We start from the raw sequence: 15,534 nt of genomic DNA, 5'->3' as shown, positions 1-15,534 counted from the left end.
CCCGGGGACGATACCTGTCAACTCAGATACCGGCTCCCTTGAGTAGCACCTGCGCGGCATCCTTGGCGTCTCGCGCCTGTTCGCCAGGACCTTCGAGGTGGGCCATGCTGAGCGCGCCTTCGAGCAGATATTGCAGCTGGCGCGCAAGTTGCTGCGGCTGTGGGGCGGCAAGTCGTTCCAGCAGCTCGCGCAGATAGGCCTGCAGCTCCGCCTTGTTGGCTGACGAGCGCCGGTGAATGGAATGTTCGTTGTCGTGGTATTCCGCCGCGGCATTGACGAACAGGCAGCCGCAGTACTGCTCGCTTCCATGAATCATGGTGTGCAAACCATCGAACACAGCCAAGAGTGCCTCGCGCGGGGGCAGCTTGTTCGCGCGTTCGCGCAGCCGCTCGAACATGAGCTGGTGACGTCTTTCCAGCACTGCAAGGATCAGTTCTTCCTTGGATTTGAAATGCTTGTACAACGTCATCTTGGCCGCGCCGGATTCCGCCAGGATCCGGTCGATTCCCGTGGCGTGATAGCCCTCGCGATAGAAAAGCCGTTCTGCCGTTTCGATCAGCTGGTCGCGTTTGTTCGTTGCCATAACTACCTCCTCGGATCGGCCATTATGCGGAAGTGAGAGGACTGCTCCAACCAATCGTCTCTGTGGCCCATATTGCGCTTGAAGTGTACAGACAGGTCTGTCTATTATCCAGTCGTGCAAACAGACCACGCACCCTGGCGGCACTGCTTGAGGCGTCATGCAACCAGAAAGTGGCCGATCGTCCTGAGAGGAGTCATGACATGAACGTGGCGAAGATCGTTACTCTGGTACTGCTTAGTCTGGCTGCACGCGTGGAGGCGGCCGATGAGCTGCGCTTCAGTCTGATCAAGACGGCGCAATCCCAAAACCGGGGCGAATATTCCTGGCGTAACGGTGCCTGGGAGCGCCCCGAACCCGTGCTCCACGTGGCGCTCCTGATTGAACATCAGGGTTCTCGACTGCTGTTCGGCACCGGTCTGGGTCGGCATATCGACGCTCAGGTCGATGCTGAGGTGCCTTGGCGAATCAAGCGTTATAGCCGGGTCGTGGCGGTGCGGGATCAGTTGGAGCGTGACGGTCTGGAAATCGATCGCATCCTGCTGGGTTGCGCCTGCTGGGAGCACGCGTCGGGCCTGGCGGACTTTCCCGATGTGCAGGTGTTGGCCAGCGCTGAAGGGATTCGCTACAGCCAGATCGCCACACCACCGGCCGTCCTGCCCAGTCAGTTTGCTCATTCGGTACGCTGGCAGCCGCTGCGCTTCGAGGCGAATCCCATCGGTGGATTCGCGCACAGCCTCGATCTATTCGGAGATGGCAGCCTGATCGTGGTGCCATTGACCCAGCATGGTGCGCTCGGCCTGTTCCTGACGCTTTCCGACGGTACCCGCTACTTTTTCAGAGGAGATACGCTCGGCCAGCCCGAAAAGCCGAGCGCCCAACCGGACGGCATCCACACGCAGGGTTGGCAAGAGCTTGCGGCCTCGGGGTTCTATCCCGGCTGGGTGCAATCCTATGCGAGCCGCGTTGAGGCGACGCCTGGCGCGCATTCGCCGGTATTGCGCAGCCATGCTTCCATAAGTGAGAGGGGCCACGATTCGACCAGGATCAACGTCAAATAGGCACCTTTGGCCTGGACATGCTGCGCAACAGCAGGATCACCGCCCATTTGCCGCCAGCGCCTGGGCCGATGGGCCGAAAGCGCCGCACCGTGCTGGACCTCTAACCATGGGCTGCCGATCGGGTGTATATGTGGCCGCCACCTCATGGAATAAACCTCATGCCGGCGCCCCGCATTCTACTGCTCACCCTGTTGGCCATGCTGGGGTTCGCCGGCAATTCGCTGTTGTGCCGCCTGGCGCTCAAGGAGGGTGCGCTGGATGCGGCCACCTTCACCAGTCTGCGGCTGCTATTCGGCGCGCTGACGCTCTGGCTGCTGGTGCGCCTGGGGCAGCGCCGTTTGGCCGGCAACTGGCTTTCGGCATTGGCCTTGTTCCTGTATGCCGCGGCATTCTCCTTTGCCTACCTGCGCCTGGATACGGGAACCGGCGCGTTGTTGCTGTTCGGTGCGGTCCAGGTCGGCATGGTCGTGGCGGGCTGGCGGCGGGGTGAGCGTTTAAACCGCTGGCAGGGAGTGGGATTCTTGCTGGCGGTCTGCGGTCTGCTGGCGCTGTTGTTGCCAGGCGCCAGTGCGCCCGATCTGCTCGGTGCCCTGCTGATGGCGATATCCGGGCTGGCCTGGGCGCTATATTCGTTGCGCGCAGGGAACACCGCCGACCCATTGGCGGTGACCGCGGGTAATTTCCTGCTCGCCGCGCCATTGGCCCTGGGGCTCAGCCTGCTGCAGGTTGCCGAAGTGCGCTGGAGCGGTATGGGCGTGTTCTATGCCGTCGTATCGGGCGCCCTGACCTCGGGTGTCTGCTATGCCATCTGGTACAGCGCATTGCGCGGACTGACGGCGGTGCAGGCCGGGACCGTGCAGCTCAGCGTACCGATCCTGGCGGCGCTTGGCGGCAGTCTTCTGCTGGATGAAGCGCTGTCCTTGCGCCTGGCGCTGACGGCATTGGCCGTGCTTGGAGGGATCGCGCTCATGCTCCGAGCGAGGCCTGAACGCAGCACACAGCTCAACTTGCTGACCGTATGCCTGTCACAGCATGACGAACGTCGTCATTCACGATGGAGGATGGTCATGACTCAGAAGTTCAACGTCGGCGATCACGTCAGCTGGAACTCCGAGGCTGGGCGGGTCAGCGGCAAGATCACCAAGGTGCATACCCGCGACACCGAGTACAAGGGCCATCCGCGCCACGCCAGCGAGGAGGAGCCGCAGTACGAGATCAAGAGCGACAAGACTGACCATGTCGCCATGCACAAGGGAAGCGCGCTGAAGAAGATCGACTGACATGGCTGATCCGCATACTGTCTGGACCATCGGCCACTCGACGCGATCACTGCAGGAATTGGTTGCGTTGCTCAGGCATAACCGGATCGAGGCCGTCGCCGATGTGCGGCGTTTTCCCGGTTCGCGGCGTTTGCCGCAGTTCGGCGAAGCGGCCCTGCGCGCTGGCCTTGCCGAACAGGGCATCGATTACCACTGGATACCGGAGCTGGGCGGGCGTCGCCGCCCGTTGCCGGATACGGTCAATACTGCGTGGCGCAACAGCTCGTTTCGTGGTTATGCCGATCATCTGCACAGCGATGAATTCGCCGCGGGGCTGGTGCGGATGCTCGGGCTGGCTAGCCACAAGCGCACCACGCTGATGTGTGCCGAGCTGCTCTGGTGGCGCTGCCACCGTTCCCTGATTTCCGACGTGCTCAAGCTGCGCGGCATCGAGGTGCTGCATATTCAGGACGAATCCCATGTGCTTGTTCACCCTTACACCTCACCGGCGCGGCTGGTGGGAGGTCGGCTGAGTTATGCCGAGGGACAGGGCGAGCCGCTGGGCGAAAAGCCGCCCGGCAGCGGGAGTCAGATCAGCCTGGAATGGTGAAGCCTCAGCGCTGGCAGCCTGTTAGGTTGCCAGCTCCTTGGTGAGACCTACGCCTGGATGGCGTTTTCCGAGTCGGGTTGAGGGCTGGGTTGCCGTTTCAACGTGACCTGACGGATCGACAGGCGCACTTCGGTGGGCAGCACACGCTTGGCCGCGCCTTCCACCAGTTCGGCCAGCTTGGGCGAGTGGCTGAGCCGGCCAAGCTCGTTGCGGCGCAACACGCCCTGGCTCAGCAGGGCGCTGATGAAGTTGCGGAACAGGCTCTTGTCGAAGAATTCCGGGGCGTTCAGACCGTGCAGGATAGACAGGCGCTGGGCCATGACCGTGCACAGGCTTTCCAGTTCTTCAGCGTCCAAACCGTACTGCGGATGATCGAGGATCAGCGCCACGGTCATGTAGAAGCGCTGCAAGGTCTGCACGATGGCGCGCGACAACAGGGTGAGTAGCACGAACTCGCCTGAGCTGGGCGCCGGGCGAATGAAGACATCGTCCTCACGGCGCAGCAGGCCCTGTTCCACGAAGGCGTTCATCCACTCGTCGACCACCGCCTCCAGCTCATTCAGCTCATAGCGAATGAACAGTTCGGCCTGCAGGTACGGGTACAGCGCAGTCACGTAGCGCAGGATCTGTTCGCGACTGATGCGCCCACTGTTCTGGAAGAAGCTGGCCAGCAGCGACGGCAGCGCGAACACGTGCAGCACGTTGTTGCGGTAGTAGGTCATCAGGACGGCGTTCTGCTCATCCAGATAGAGGATCTTGCCCAGCGCGTCCTGCTGGCTGGCGATGAACTTCATGTCCAGCACATGGGCGGTCAGCTGTTGGCCATCGCCCTCCGGCAGGGTGGTGTGCGGCGAGTAGGGCACCCGGCGCAGCAGCGCCAGGTAGCGGTCGAGGACGCTGGCCAGGCCGCGATCATCAATGGCCAGCTTGCTGGTGGAGAGCATGACCATGGCCACCAGGTTGACCGGGTTGATCGCCGCCGCTTCGTTGAGGTGGCGGGCGACTGTGGTGCCGAGCTGGTTGGTGGCGGCGGTCAGCCACTCGGGACGAAAGTCCGGGCCCAGATCCTGCTGGCGCCAACCGGGCTGCTGCTGTTCGAGGAAATCGGCCAGCCTGATGGGCTCGCCGAAGTTCACCGCGACCTGGCCGAAGCGCTGGCGCAATGCGCCAATCACTTTGAACAGGTCGCCAATGGATTCCTTCTTTTTGCTGGCGCCGCGCAGTTCGCCCAGGTAGGTGCGGCCTTCCAATACGCGCTCGTAGCCGATGTACACCGGCACGAAGACGACAGGCAGGCGGTGCGAGCGCAGGTAGCTGCGCAGGGTAATGGCCAGCATGCCGGTCTTCGGCTGCAGAGTGCGCCCGGTGCGCGAGCGGCCGCCTTCGACGAAATACTCGACCGGGAAGCCGCGGCTGAACAGGGTATGCAGGTATTCGTTGAACACCGCGGTGTACAGCGGATTGCCCTTGAATGTGCGGCGCATGAAGAACGCGCCACCACGGCGCAGCAGGCCGCCGATCACCGGCATATTCAGGTTGATGCCGGCTGCGATGTGCGGCGGTGTCAGCCCGTGGGTGAACAGCAGGTAGGAGAGCAGCAGGTAGTCGATGTGGCTGCGGTGGCACGGCACATAGATGACCTCGTGACCGCGTGCGATCTCCTGCACCTGCTCGATGTGGTTGACCTTTACACCGTCATAGATCTTGTTCCAGAACCAGGACAGAACCAGTTCGAGGAAGCGGATCGCCGTGTAGGTATAGTCCGAGGCGATCTCGTTGCCGTAGCGCAGGGCGCGGGCTTCGGCCTTGTCGACGGAGAATTTCTCTCTTTCGGCTTCGTCGAGAGTTGCCTGGCGCACGGCGGGCGCATGCACCAGGCCCTTGACCAGGTTGCGCCGGTGCGACACGTCCGGGCCGATGACGGCGGCCTTCTGGTTGCGGAAGTGCACACGCAGAATGCGGTGGGCCATGCGCTGGGTGCGTTCCGGTCCCTTGCCTTGATTGACCAGCTCACGCAGCTGGATCGGCGCGGCGAACTGCACGCGGGTCTTGCGACCGAGGAACAGGATTGCCAGCAGCTTGCGCAGCCGCCCGGTGACCGCCCAGCTGTCGGCGAACAGCAGTTTCCAGGGGCTGGTCTCGCGGGCTGGCGACTGTCCCCAGTACACACTAACCGGCACGATCTGCGCTTCCGCCAGGGCATTTTGGTTAACGGCGGTGACCAGACGCGCCAGCGTCGGGGAAATGATGCGCTTGTCGCGGCGCCCCAACCATCCTGTCGGCGCATCGAGGAAGAAGAAGGCTGACGGTTCTTGGTGGCTTTCCATCGACACCTGGACCACCGGACGCGGCAGACCGGCCTTGGCGCATTCATGGTCGACCACCGCCAGATCGCTGAGCGACGGCTTCTGCAGCACGTAGAAAACGGGTTTGCTGCGATCAAGGTCAAGAGTGGCGGCGGACTGGCTGATGGTTTCCGAACGAACCCACAGATACAGCAGGCGACGCAGGCTACCGAAAACAAGACGGTGAAGGGGTGTGCGGGTCATACGTCAGGTCGAATAAAACGAGCAATTGCTCGGGAGCGCTAGTGTGCCGCATCGCTGGGGGAGGGAAAAGCGGCAAAACGCGGAAAGAATTGACGCCTTGACGTGCCTTGCAATGGTTTGAAGCGAGCTTTTATAGTCCCGCGGCGTTGAATTCCCAGCCTGGTTACGGGGCTGGGCAGTGATCGGAGGATGGGACTCCATGATTGAAATAAGAAACCTGACCAAACGCTTCAGCCGGCACACGGCGGTAGATGATTTGTCATTTGATATTCGCCCGGGTGAAGTGCTGGGCTTTCTCGGCCCAAACGGCGCCGGCAAGTCGACGACCATGAAGATGCTCACCGGCTTCCTCGCCCCGACGTCGGGCACGGCCAGCATTCATGGCTTCGATATCCAGACCCAGACCCTCAAGGCGCAACGCCTGATTGGCTATTTGCCAGAAGGCGCGCCCTGCTACGGCGACATGCGCGTGCGCGGGTTTCTCAACTTCATGGCAGAAATCCGCGGCTTTCGCGGCGCGGAAAAAGAACGGCGCGTGGCCCGTGCGGTGGAACAGCTGGAACTGGCCACGGTGCTGGGCCAGAACATCGACACCCTGTCCAAGGGGTTCAAGCGCCGTGTCGGCCTGGCCCAGGCGATTCTCCATGACCCCCGGGTGCTGATTCTCGATGAGCCCACCGACGGCCTGGACCCCAACCAGAAGCATCAGGTGCGCCAGTTGATCCAGGGCCTGGCCGAGGACAAGATCGTCATCATCTCCACGCATATCCTCGAAGAAGTCGGCGCGTTGTGCAGCCGTACCGTAGTGATTGCCCACGGCAAGCTGGTGGTCGATGCCACGCCTCTGGAGCTGGAACGACGTTCGCGCTATCACCAGGCTGTGACCCTGGTGAGCGAAGAGCCGCTGGACGAAGCCGCGCTACGGGCCTTGCCGGGAGTTGCCGGCCTTGAACACAACCGGCGCGAACAGAGCCTGACCGTGCTGGCTGAGCCGGGCGCGGTGATTTTCCCTCACGTCAACGAGCTGATTCGCGCACGCGGCTGGGCCATTCGCGAGCTGGATGTGGAGCGCGGTCGCCTCGATGAAGTGTTTCGCAATCTGACCCGAGGGGAGGCGGCATGAAGCAGTTGCCGGTGATCTTCAAGCGCGAGCTGGCGAGCTACTTCGCCACGCCGCTGGCTTATATTTTCCTAATGATTTTCCTGGTGCTGACCGGGGTGTTCACCTTCTATCTGGGTGGTTTTTTTGAGCGCGGACAGGCCGATCTGGGGAGTTTCTTCGCCTTCCACCCCTGGTTGTACCTGTTCCTGGTGCCCGCCATCGCCATGCGTTTGTGGGCCGAGGAGCGCAAGTCCGGCACCCTGGAACTGCTGATGACATTGCCGATCACCCGCGCCGAAGCAGTGGCCGGCAAGTTTCTCGCCGCCTGGGTGTTTGCCGGTCTGGCACTGCTATTGACCTTCCCGATGGTGCTCACGGTCAACTACCTGGGCGAGCCGGACAACGGCGCGATCCTTACCGGGTACCTGGGCAGCTGGCTGCTGGCCGGCGCCTATCTGGCGGTCGGCTCGTGCATGTCGGCGCTGGCGCGCAATCAGGTGATTGCCTTCATGCTCACGGTCAGCCTGTGCTTCTTGTTCATCGTCAGCGGCTTTCCCATGGTGATCGACGCCTTCAGCGCCTGGGCTCCGCAGGGCATGATCGATGCGGTGGCCTCGCTGAGTTTCCTGATTCGCTTCGAGGCGATCAGCAAGGGCGTCATCGACCTGCGCGACCTGCTGTATTTCCTCAGCTTTATCGTGGCCTGGCTGGCCGCCACCGCCGTGGTGGTTGATCTGAAGAAGGCGGACTGAACCCATGAAAAGACTGCTGTATTCCGGTGCCGGACTGCTGCTTATCGCCGTGGCATTCCTGACCTTCAACCTGATTTCCGGGCTGACCCTGAGCAATGCCCGGCTGGACCTCACCGAGCAGAAGCTCTACACCCTGTCCGAAGGCACCGAGCGGATTCTGGCTGGGCTGGACGAGCCATTGACCCTGCAGTTGTTTTACTCGGACGCGGCCACCCAGGATCTGGTGGCGCTGCGCAACTACGCGCGCCGGGTTGAGGAATTGCTCAAGACCTATGTGCGCGCCGCCGATGGCAAGCTCACGCTGCAGGTGATCGATCCCGAGCCGTTCTCGGAGCGTGAAGACCAGGCCGCCGAGTACGGCTTGCAGGCAGTGCCGCTGCGCGCCGGCGGCGAGCGCATCTACTTTGGCCTGGCCGGCAGTAATGCCCAGGGCGACCGGCAGGTGATTCCGTTCTTCCCGCTGGATCAGGAAGAGTTCCTCGAGTACGAAATCAGCCGCCTGGTCAACAGCCTGGCCAATCCGCAGTTGCCGGTGGTTGGGGTATTGTCCGGGCTGCCGCTCAGCGGCGGCTTCGACATGCTGGCCCGCCAGCCCAGCCCGCCGTGGATGATCATCGACGAGATCCGCCAGCTGTTCCGTATCGAAAGCCTGCAGACGGATGTCGATCAGATTCCTGAAGAGGTGTCGGTGCTGCTGCTGGTCCATCCGAAACAGCTACCGGAACAGACGCTCTTCGCCATCGACCAGTTCGTGCTGCGCGGCGGCAAGTTGCTGGCCTTTGTCGACCCCTTCAGCGAAGCCGACATGGGCATGGGTCTGCCTGGCGATTTGGACAAGTCGTCCAACCTCGACACCTTGTTTCAGGCCTGGGGCCTGCGCATGCTGTCGGACCAGGTGCTGCTGGATGGCGCCTATGCCTTGCCGGTGAGCCTGGGGGCGGGGCAGCGTCCGGTGCGCCACGCGGCCTGGCTGAGTCTGCCGGCTGAGGCGCTGGATCAGGAGGATGTCAGCACCGCCAATCTGGAAACGCTGATCATGGCCAGCGCCGGCGTACTGGAACCGCTGGAGGATGCCAAGACCACGTTCTTGCCGATCATCCGCAGCTCCAATCAGTCCCAGCCGGTGGATGTGCAGCGCCTGGCCATGCTCGACAACCCCGAGTCGCTGATTCGCGAGCTGCAGCCCACCGGCGAGCGCTATGCCCTGGCCGCACGGATCAGTGGCCCGGCGCAGAGCGCGTTTCCCAATGGCATCGAAGGGCAGAAAGATGGCCTGAAGCAGGCGGCCAACATCAACCTGCTGGTAGTCGCCGATACCGACGTGCTCAGCGACCGCATGTGGGTGCAGGTACAGGATTTCTTCGGGCAGCGCATCCCGCAGCCGTTTGCCGACAACGCGGGCTTTGCCATCAATGCGCTGGACAACCTGGCCGGCTCCGAGGCCCTGATCAGCGTGCGTTCCCGCGGTCGTTTCGACCGACCCTTCACCGTGGTGGATCGCTTGCAGCGCGAGGCCAAAAATCGCTTCCGTATCAAGGAGCAGCAGTTGCAGCAGCGCCTGGCGGTGGCCGAGCAGAAGCTGGCCGAGTTGCAGCCCAATGACCCTGAGCAGACGCTGGAGTTGACCCCTGAGCAGCAGGCCACCCTGCAACAGTTCCTTCAGGAAAAGCTGAAAATCCGCAAGGAGCTGCGCGAGGTGAATTACCAGCTCAATGCCGATATCGAAGCCCTGGGCCGCAGCCTGAAGTTCATCAATATCGCCCTGGTGCCTTTGCTGCTGACGCTCGGCGTGCTGGTGCTCTGGCTTATCCGACGGCGACGCGCCTGACGGGCAGCGGTTCAGCTGTGTCTGCATGCCCGGCGCGGGCCATGCGGGCGCGGAATTCATAGCGCGGCCTCGCCCGTTGCAACGACTTGGGACGGACATGCTCAGCTACCCGGGCAGCCCGCCGCATCGGGATACTCCGCCGGCGGGGTGCTCGTCGAGCATCGGCTATTCAGCCCACCCGCCTGCGACGAGCGACGCCGCCTTGCGCCAGCTGCGACATCGGCGATCCGCCGTTACTTGTGACGACCTGGACCAGCAGCCTTCCAGCGGGAGGCGGCTGTTGCTGCGAAATCCGAGCATCCTCGCCAAACGTATCAATAAGTATCTGCAATTCCCGGAATTCATTGAGATTTATAGACGCGACAAAAAAGCCCCCTTTTCAGCCCGGATGGTTGCTTTATACTCCGCGGACAGTTGTCCCTGGCCATCATCATGCCCACTGCGGCTCAACCTGAGTTGGGCGACAACTGTCCAGGCTCCTCGCCATAAGGGGAGCGGTCTAATAAAAATGAGTTGGAGATGCAGTAATGGCTGATCGTGAGTTGGGCACCGTCAAGTGGTTCAATGACGCCAAGGGCTATGGATTCATTCAACGCGAAAGCGGTGCGGACGTTTTCGTCCACTACCGGGCGATTCGCGGCGAGGGCCACCGCACCTTGCTGGAAGGCCAGCAGGTCGAGTTTGCGGTGATTCAGGGCCAAAAAGGCCTGCAAGCTGAAGACGTCTCCACGCTCTAATGTTTCATGCGGAAAAAACCCGTCCGTCGTGACGGGTTTTTTTATGGGCGCGAAAAAGCCTCCGTGGTTGTCCGGGACGCGCGATGTCGGATAGTCCCGCTCCGGGTGGCGAGGTCGCAGAGGTATTTGCGATGATGCGCAGGTCGTGAGTGGATTGCCTGACGACGAGACTTGCGTTTTTAACAGTCATACGGGGTAAGGCGTGCCATGAGCCTGACAATGGAAGCGATTTTGCAGCAGGCCCGTCCGGTTCTGCCGGTATTGGTCATCGAGGATGCGGCAAGTGCGGTGGAGCTTGCTCAGGCGCTGCATGCCGGTGGAGTTCGTGTGCTGGAAGTGACGCTGCGCACGCCGCGGGCCCTGGAGGCGGTGACCAGTATTCGCCAGGCGCTGCCCGACCTGCTGGTCGGCGCCGGTACCCTGATTCATGCCGCACAGTTCCTCGAAGCCCGTGATGCCGGGGCACAATTCGCAGTCAGCCCGGGGTGCACAGAGCGTCTGGCGATGGCCGCCCTGGATGCTCAACTGCCGTATTTGCCCGGTGTGCTGACGCCCTCCGAGGTGCTGATGGCGCTGGAGTTCGGTCATCGCTCCCTGAAATTGTTTCCGGCCAATGGGAGTGCCAGCGTGAAAATGCTCAAGAGCCTCAGGGGCCCCTTCACCGGCATCCGTTTCTGCCCCACCGGTGGCATCAATGTGGACAACCTGCTGAGTTTTCTCAGTCTGCCCAATGTTGCCTGCGTCGGCGGTACCTGGATCGCGCCAGCCAACCTGGTGCGTGCCCGCGCCTGGGACCAGATCACCCAGCTGGCCCGCGAGGCGTGTGAACTGGCGCGCAGCCTGGAGCAGCACTCGTGAACTGGGATCTGGACAAGCCGTTCATTGTCGATATCGAGGTGGGCGCCCAGGATATCGATGGACTGGGGCATGCCAACAACGCGGTGTACGTGAGCTGGATGGAGCGTTGCGCCTGGCAGCATTCGCAGAGTCTGGGCCTGGATCTGGTGGAGTACCGTCGCCTGGACCGCGCCATGGCCGTGGTGCGCCATGAGATCGATTACCTGGCCAGTGCTTATGAAGGCGAGCGCCTGCGGATCGGTACCTGGATCGTGGAATCCGACCACAAGCTGAAGATGCTGCGGCGCTTCCAACTGATTCGTGCGGACGATGCCAGTACGTTGCTGCGGGCCCAGACCACCTTCGTGTGCATCGAACTCTCCAGCGGCAAACCCAAGCGTATGCCGGTGGAGTTCGTCGAGGGATACGGGCAGGCGTTGCACGCAGGCTGAAGATCCTTCCACGCATTCGCCCGCGACAGGCTGCGCCCGATCGGGGTTGGCGCAGTTGCGCCTTGCCGCGGCTTCCTTACACTACGCCCCCCTTTCTACGAGATTGCCCATGCAAATCGCCCTGGCGCCCATGGAGGGACTGGTCGACGATATCCTCCGCGACATGCTGACCCGTGTCGGTGGCATCGACTGGTGCGTGACCGAGTTCATCCGGGTCAGCGATCGGCTGTTGCCGGCCACGCATTTCCACAAGCTGGCTCCGGAGTTGAAGCAAGGCTCGCGCACGTCAGCGGGTACGCCGATGCGCCTGCAGTTACTCGGTTCCGATCCGGCCTGTTTGGCCGACAACGCAGCCTTTGCTTGTGAACTGGGTGCGCCAGTGATCGACTTGAACTTCGGCTGCCCGGCCAAGACAGTCAACAAGTCACGCGGCGGCGCGGTGCTGCTGGACGAGCCGGAGTTGCTGCACGCCATTCTGCGTGGAGTACGCCGCGCAGTACCCGCAGCGATTCCGGTGACGGCGAAAATGCGCCTGGGTTTCGACAGCCCCGACGGTGCGCTGGATTGCGCGCGAGCCCTGGCCGAAGGCGGCGCGGCGCAGATCGTGGTGCACGCACGGACCAAACGGGATGGCTACAAGCCGCCAGCCCACTGGGAGTGGGTGGCACGGGTGCAAGACGTCGTGGCGGTGCCGGTGTTCGCCAATGGCGATGTGTGGAGCCTGGAAGACTGGCGCCGTTGTCGGGAAATCAGCGGTGTTGACGACGTCATGCTGGGCCGCGGCCTGGTCTCGCGTCCGGATCTGGCCAGGCAGATCGCCGCCGCGCGGGCCGGCCAGCCAGTGGTGGAAATGAGCTGGCACGAACTGCAGCCGCTGCTGCACGATTTCTGGATTCGCGCACGTCATAAGCTGTCACCCCGCTATGCGCCGGGCCGGCTCAAGCAATGGCTGGCCATGCTCACGCGCAGCTACCCCGAGGCTGTGGAGATGTTTGCCGTACTGCGTCGTGAAAATGACTGCGCGCGCATCGATGCACTGTTCGGAATGCCTGCAGGCCAGGCGTAAGCGTTTGCCGGTCAACAAAACCGGTGCCATCTTGCCAGTCCTCATACCCCCGACCCATGCCAACGTTTGTGCGCATTTCATCGGCGCAACGTTGCGCTTCAAAATAGCCTGCTAAGGTGACATTCGCGTTACGAAGGAGTCGCCCCTGCTTGCATGGATGCAAATTGTGTTTTCTCTGTGCGCCTGGGTGTCGTGGCTGACGTTTGCGCGCGCCGCAAAGACCGTGGGTTTAACTGGGCTCGTCACCATTTCTAAAACTGCCCTCGTCCCGAGGTGCGGAAGAGACGGGCTTGTCTGGCAGGGAAAAAAGCAACATGGCTCACCTCAAAATCGGCCTGATCATTCTTTATTTGCTCTCCGCCTACGATTATTACCTGGAACGCTTGGAGGCGATGGGGTGGGGGCTGGGGAGCGTGCTTTACCTCAGTGTATTTGCAGTACTGTTCGCGGCCTTGCTGCTCGGTGCCTTCATCCGGCCGCGCATGCTGCGTTATACGTATACTCTGGCATTTTTTCTCGCTGCGGTATTCTTCGAAGCCCATCGACAAATCACCGCTGATTATCTGACCTACAGCGGCTTCGTTTCCCTGTTGCATTCCCAGGCCTTCATCGGCGATGCCTTGCAGCAGTTCAGTTCCAGCATCCTCCCCGCAGTGGGGAGTGGGCTGTTGCTGTTGCTGGGGATTGGCCTCAAGCCCACACCTGCCACGCGTGTTCCGCTCTGGTTGAGTGCCGGCGCGCCGATTGCCGGAGTGCTGCTGCTTTCGGCGATCCTGTTCATGCGGGGTGGTGAAGGCGCCCGCGGGCTGCCGATGATGTTCACGCCGCTGACCTACCTCAATCTGTACACCTATGAGGCGCTGCAGAACACGGTGGGGCCGCGTCAGCCAGTTACCCTGGCGCGGGGCGGCAAGGATATCGACTACAACATCGTGCTGATCATCGATGAAAGCGTGTCCGGACATTACCTCGACATCAACTCCGAGCACGGCGTGTACAGTGGGCTGAAACGTTCGCCCGAGGGCGTGGCCATCTACAACTATGGCTATGCGGCCGCCATTGCCAACTGTAGCGCCGACACCAATGTCACCCTGCGTTACGGCGGTACTCGCGATGACTACTTGCGCATCAATACCACCATGCCGTCGATCTGGCAGTACGCCCGCAACGCCGGTATGCGTACCGTCTACATCGATGCCCAGCGCACCGGTGGCCATCTGCAGAACCTGATGACCCGCGACGAGCAGCGTGAGATCGACCTGTTCATCCAGTTCGAGGATGTTGCCGTGCGTGACCGCGACATGGCAGTGGTCGACAAGCTGGTCGAGGTGCTGGATAACGCGATTCCGTCACTGGTGATCATCAACAAGGTCGGAGCGCATTTCCCGGTCCACGACAAATATCCCGACTCCTTCATGCGCTATCAGCCGGCGCTGCCTCGCGGACGCTATACCCATATCACCGATACCGGCGAGCGTGACGGGTTCGACGGCAGCGCCGCAGACTGGCAGCGCTACCGCAACGCCTACAAGAACACCTTGCTGTGGAATGTCGGCGAATTCTTTGCGCGGCTGTTCTCGCGGGCCGATCTGAGCAAGACGGTGGTGCTCTATACCTCCGATCACGGCCAGGATTTGCATGAACGCGGCAATCCCGGGCTGAACACCCATTGCGGCGGCGACCCCGTGGTGGAGGAGGGACTGGTTCCGCTGGTGGTGATGCAGGGTCGCGAATTGCAGACCCTGGATTGGGAAGCTGAACTGGCGGGCAACCGGAATCGCTCCAGCCACTACAACCTGTTTCCGACGCTGCTGCACCTGCTCGATTATGACTTGCCCGGCCTGCAGCAGCTGTATGGCAATCCCTTGAGCGTGCACACCGAAGACGACTTCACGTTCAATGCCCGTTTCAATGCGCGTCTGGGGGAAAAGCCGACCTGGAAACGCATCGACCTGGACGAGGTGGTCGTGCCTCAGGTGCACTAGGCGCAATACGCATTTGTTAACGCAGCGATGCCCATTGCTTGGTTTGAGCGGTGATGGGTATCGGCGTCCTGCCGCCGGTAAGGCTCGAAGATTGGGCGTCATCATCCCGGTCGCGAGCAGCTTGTTCCGACGCATCAACAACTGGGTTGTGGAGTGGACAGTCCACCGAGTGAGAGTTGGAGTACCTGGTTAATCTTGCAATGCGCGCAGCATTGCTTGGGTCTCTTCGGCGCCCATCAGGATAGCGGCCGCCAGCGGTGTGGCGCCGTTGGCGTCGCGGGCGTGCGGATCTGCGCCGTGCTCGATAAGGCAGCGGACAATGTCCACGCGATTGAACATGGCCGCGATCATCAGGGCGGTCTTGCCGTCAGGCGAGGCGCCCTCAACGTCCGCACCACCGGCCAGCAGCAGCTCGATCATGGGTAGATCACCCTTGAAGGCGGCGCCAGCCAAGGGCGTTTGCCCGCGGGCATTGGCCAGCTGCGGGTCGGCGTGGTGAGCCAGCAGCACGCGCACTGCATCCGCGTGGCCGTGATAGCTGGCCAGCATCAGCAGACTGTCGCCCTTGCTGTTGCGCAAGTTGGGAGGCAGGCCCTGGCTGAGCAGGTGTTCAAGACGTTCGGCATCGCCGTTGCGAGCACTGTCGAATACCTGCTCCGCGAAGGCCAGGGTCGCATCGTCCAGCGGTTTGGGTGTGTCTTGGTCGCTCATGAGTG

General features: G+C 62.1%; 14 protein-coding genes and 1 pseudogene. 12 read left to right on the top strand and 3 right to left on the bottom strand.

Translation table 11 applies throughout. The features are described 5' to 3' along the window. Positions 1-22 precede the first annotated feature (22 nt). Positions 23-583, bottom strand: a complete 561-nt coding sequence (locus ACTV8E_RS10950; protein ID WP_443199519.1) for a TetR/AcrR family transcriptional regulator — start codon at positions 581-583, stop codon at positions 23-25. 200 nt (positions 584-783) lie between these two features. Between ACTV8E_RS10950 and ACTV8E_RS10945 the strand changes: the two genes are divergently transcribed. From ACTV8E_RS10945 to ACTV8E_RS10930, 4 genes and pseudogenes are all read left to right on the top strand, one after another. Next, positions 784-1,641 (top strand): MBL fold metallo-hydrolase, encoded by an 858-nt coding sequence (locus ACTV8E_RS10945; protein ID WP_443199518.1) that lies wholly within the window; start codon positions 784-786, stop codon positions 1,639-1,641. Between the two features lie 158 nt (positions 1,642-1,799). After that, a pseudogene (locus ACTV8E_RS10940) lies at positions 1,800-2,624 on the top strand (DMT family transporter); the annotation flags it as partial. Positions 2,625-2,708: 84 nt separating this feature from the next. Continuing rightward, positions 2,709-2,921 (top strand): hypervirulence associated TUDOR domain-containing protein, encoded by a 213-nt coding sequence (locus ACTV8E_RS10935; RefSeq protein ID WP_251835370.1) that lies wholly within the window; start codon positions 2,709-2,711, stop codon positions 2,919-2,921. Between the two features lies 1 nt (position 2,922). Further along, positions 2,923-3,510: a DUF488 domain-containing protein gene (locus tag ACTV8E_RS10930; RefSeq protein ID WP_443199517.1), complete on the top strand. Its 588-nt coding sequence runs from the start codon at positions 2,923-2,925 to the stop codon at positions 3,508-3,510. Positions 3,511-3,557: 47 nt separating this feature from the next. Here the strand turns inward: ACTV8E_RS10930 and plsB are convergent, their stop codons facing one another. Next, positions 3,558-6,059 carry a glycerol-3-phosphate 1-O-acyltransferase PlsB gene (plsB, locus tag ACTV8E_RS10925; protein ID WP_443199516.1) on the bottom strand — a complete coding sequence of 834 codons (2,502 nt, stop codon included), beginning with the start codon at positions 6,057-6,059 and terminating at the stop codon, positions 3,558-3,560. A 199-nt stretch (positions 6,060-6,258) separates the two neighbouring features. On the opposite strand from plsB, the gene ACTV8E_RS10920 reads away from it, so the two are divergent. From ACTV8E_RS10920 to ACTV8E_RS10885, 8 genes are all read left to right on the top strand, one after another. Continuing rightward, on the top strand, positions 6,259-7,182 hold the full coding sequence (locus ACTV8E_RS10920; RefSeq protein ID WP_273537233.1) for an ABC transporter ATP-binding protein: 924 nt from the start codon (positions 6,259-6,261) through the stop codon (positions 7,180-7,182). Continuing rightward, positions 7,179-7,913, top strand: coding sequence for an ABC transporter permease subunit (locus tag ACTV8E_RS10915; RefSeq protein WP_443199515.1), 735 nt, complete (start codon positions 7,179-7,181; stop codon positions 7,911-7,913). Before ACTV8E_RS10920 ends, ACTV8E_RS10915 begins: the two co-directional genes overlap by 4 nt. A 4-nt stretch (positions 7,914-7,917) precedes the next feature. Further along, positions 7,918-9,741, top strand: a complete 1,824-nt coding sequence (locus tag ACTV8E_RS10910) for a GldG family protein (RefSeq protein ID WP_443199514.1) — start codon at positions 7,918-7,920, stop codon at positions 9,739-9,741. Between the two features lie 527 nt (positions 9,742-10,268). Continuing rightward, positions 10,269-10,478, top strand: a complete 210-nt coding sequence (locus tag ACTV8E_RS10905) for a cold-shock protein (protein WP_251835255.1) — start codon at positions 10,269-10,271, stop codon at positions 10,476-10,478. A gap of 207 nt (positions 10,479-10,685) precedes the next feature. Further along, a complete protein-coding gene (locus ACTV8E_RS10900) occupies positions 10,686-11,336 on the top strand; it encodes a bifunctional 4-hydroxy-2-oxoglutarate aldolase/2-dehydro-3-deoxy-phosphogluconate aldolase (RefSeq protein WP_251835256.1) in 651 nt (216 codons plus the stop codon). Then, entirely contained in the window at positions 11,333-11,767 is a 435-nt protein-coding gene (locus tag ACTV8E_RS10895; protein WP_273537242.1) for an acyl-CoA thioesterase, read from the top strand. Before ACTV8E_RS10900 ends, ACTV8E_RS10895 begins: the two co-directional genes overlap by 4 nt. A 109-nt stretch (positions 11,768-11,876) precedes the next feature. Next, the gene (locus ACTV8E_RS10890; RefSeq protein WP_443199513.1) at positions 11,877-12,833 is read left to right on the top strand and encodes a tRNA dihydrouridine synthase; all 957 of its coding nucleotides are present in this window, start codon (positions 11,877-11,879) and stop codon (positions 12,831-12,833) included. A 314-nt stretch (positions 12,834-13,147) separates the two neighbouring features. Continuing rightward, entirely contained in the window at positions 13,148-14,818 is a 1,671-nt protein-coding gene (locus tag ACTV8E_RS10885) for a sulfatase-like hydrolase/transferase (RefSeq protein ID WP_443199512.1), read from the top strand. Between the two features lie 189 nt (positions 14,819-15,007). Here ACTV8E_RS10885 and ACTV8E_RS10880 read toward each other — a convergent pair whose 3' ends face one another. Beyond that, entirely contained in the window at positions 15,008-15,529 is a 522-nt protein-coding gene (locus ACTV8E_RS10880) for an ankyrin repeat domain-containing protein (RefSeq protein ID WP_443199511.1), read from the bottom strand. Between the last annotated feature and the right edge of the window lie 5 nt (positions 15,530-15,534).

This window comes from Pseudomonas sp. B392_1p (assembly GCF_052245235.1).
In the GTDB taxonomy this organism is placed as follows: domain Bacteria; phylum Pseudomonadota; class Gammaproteobacteria; order Pseudomonadales; family Pseudomonadaceae; genus Serpens; species Serpens gallinarum.
The sequence above is the reverse complement of the archived record's forward strand: the minus strand, read 5'-3'. Positions and strand labels throughout refer to the sequence as shown.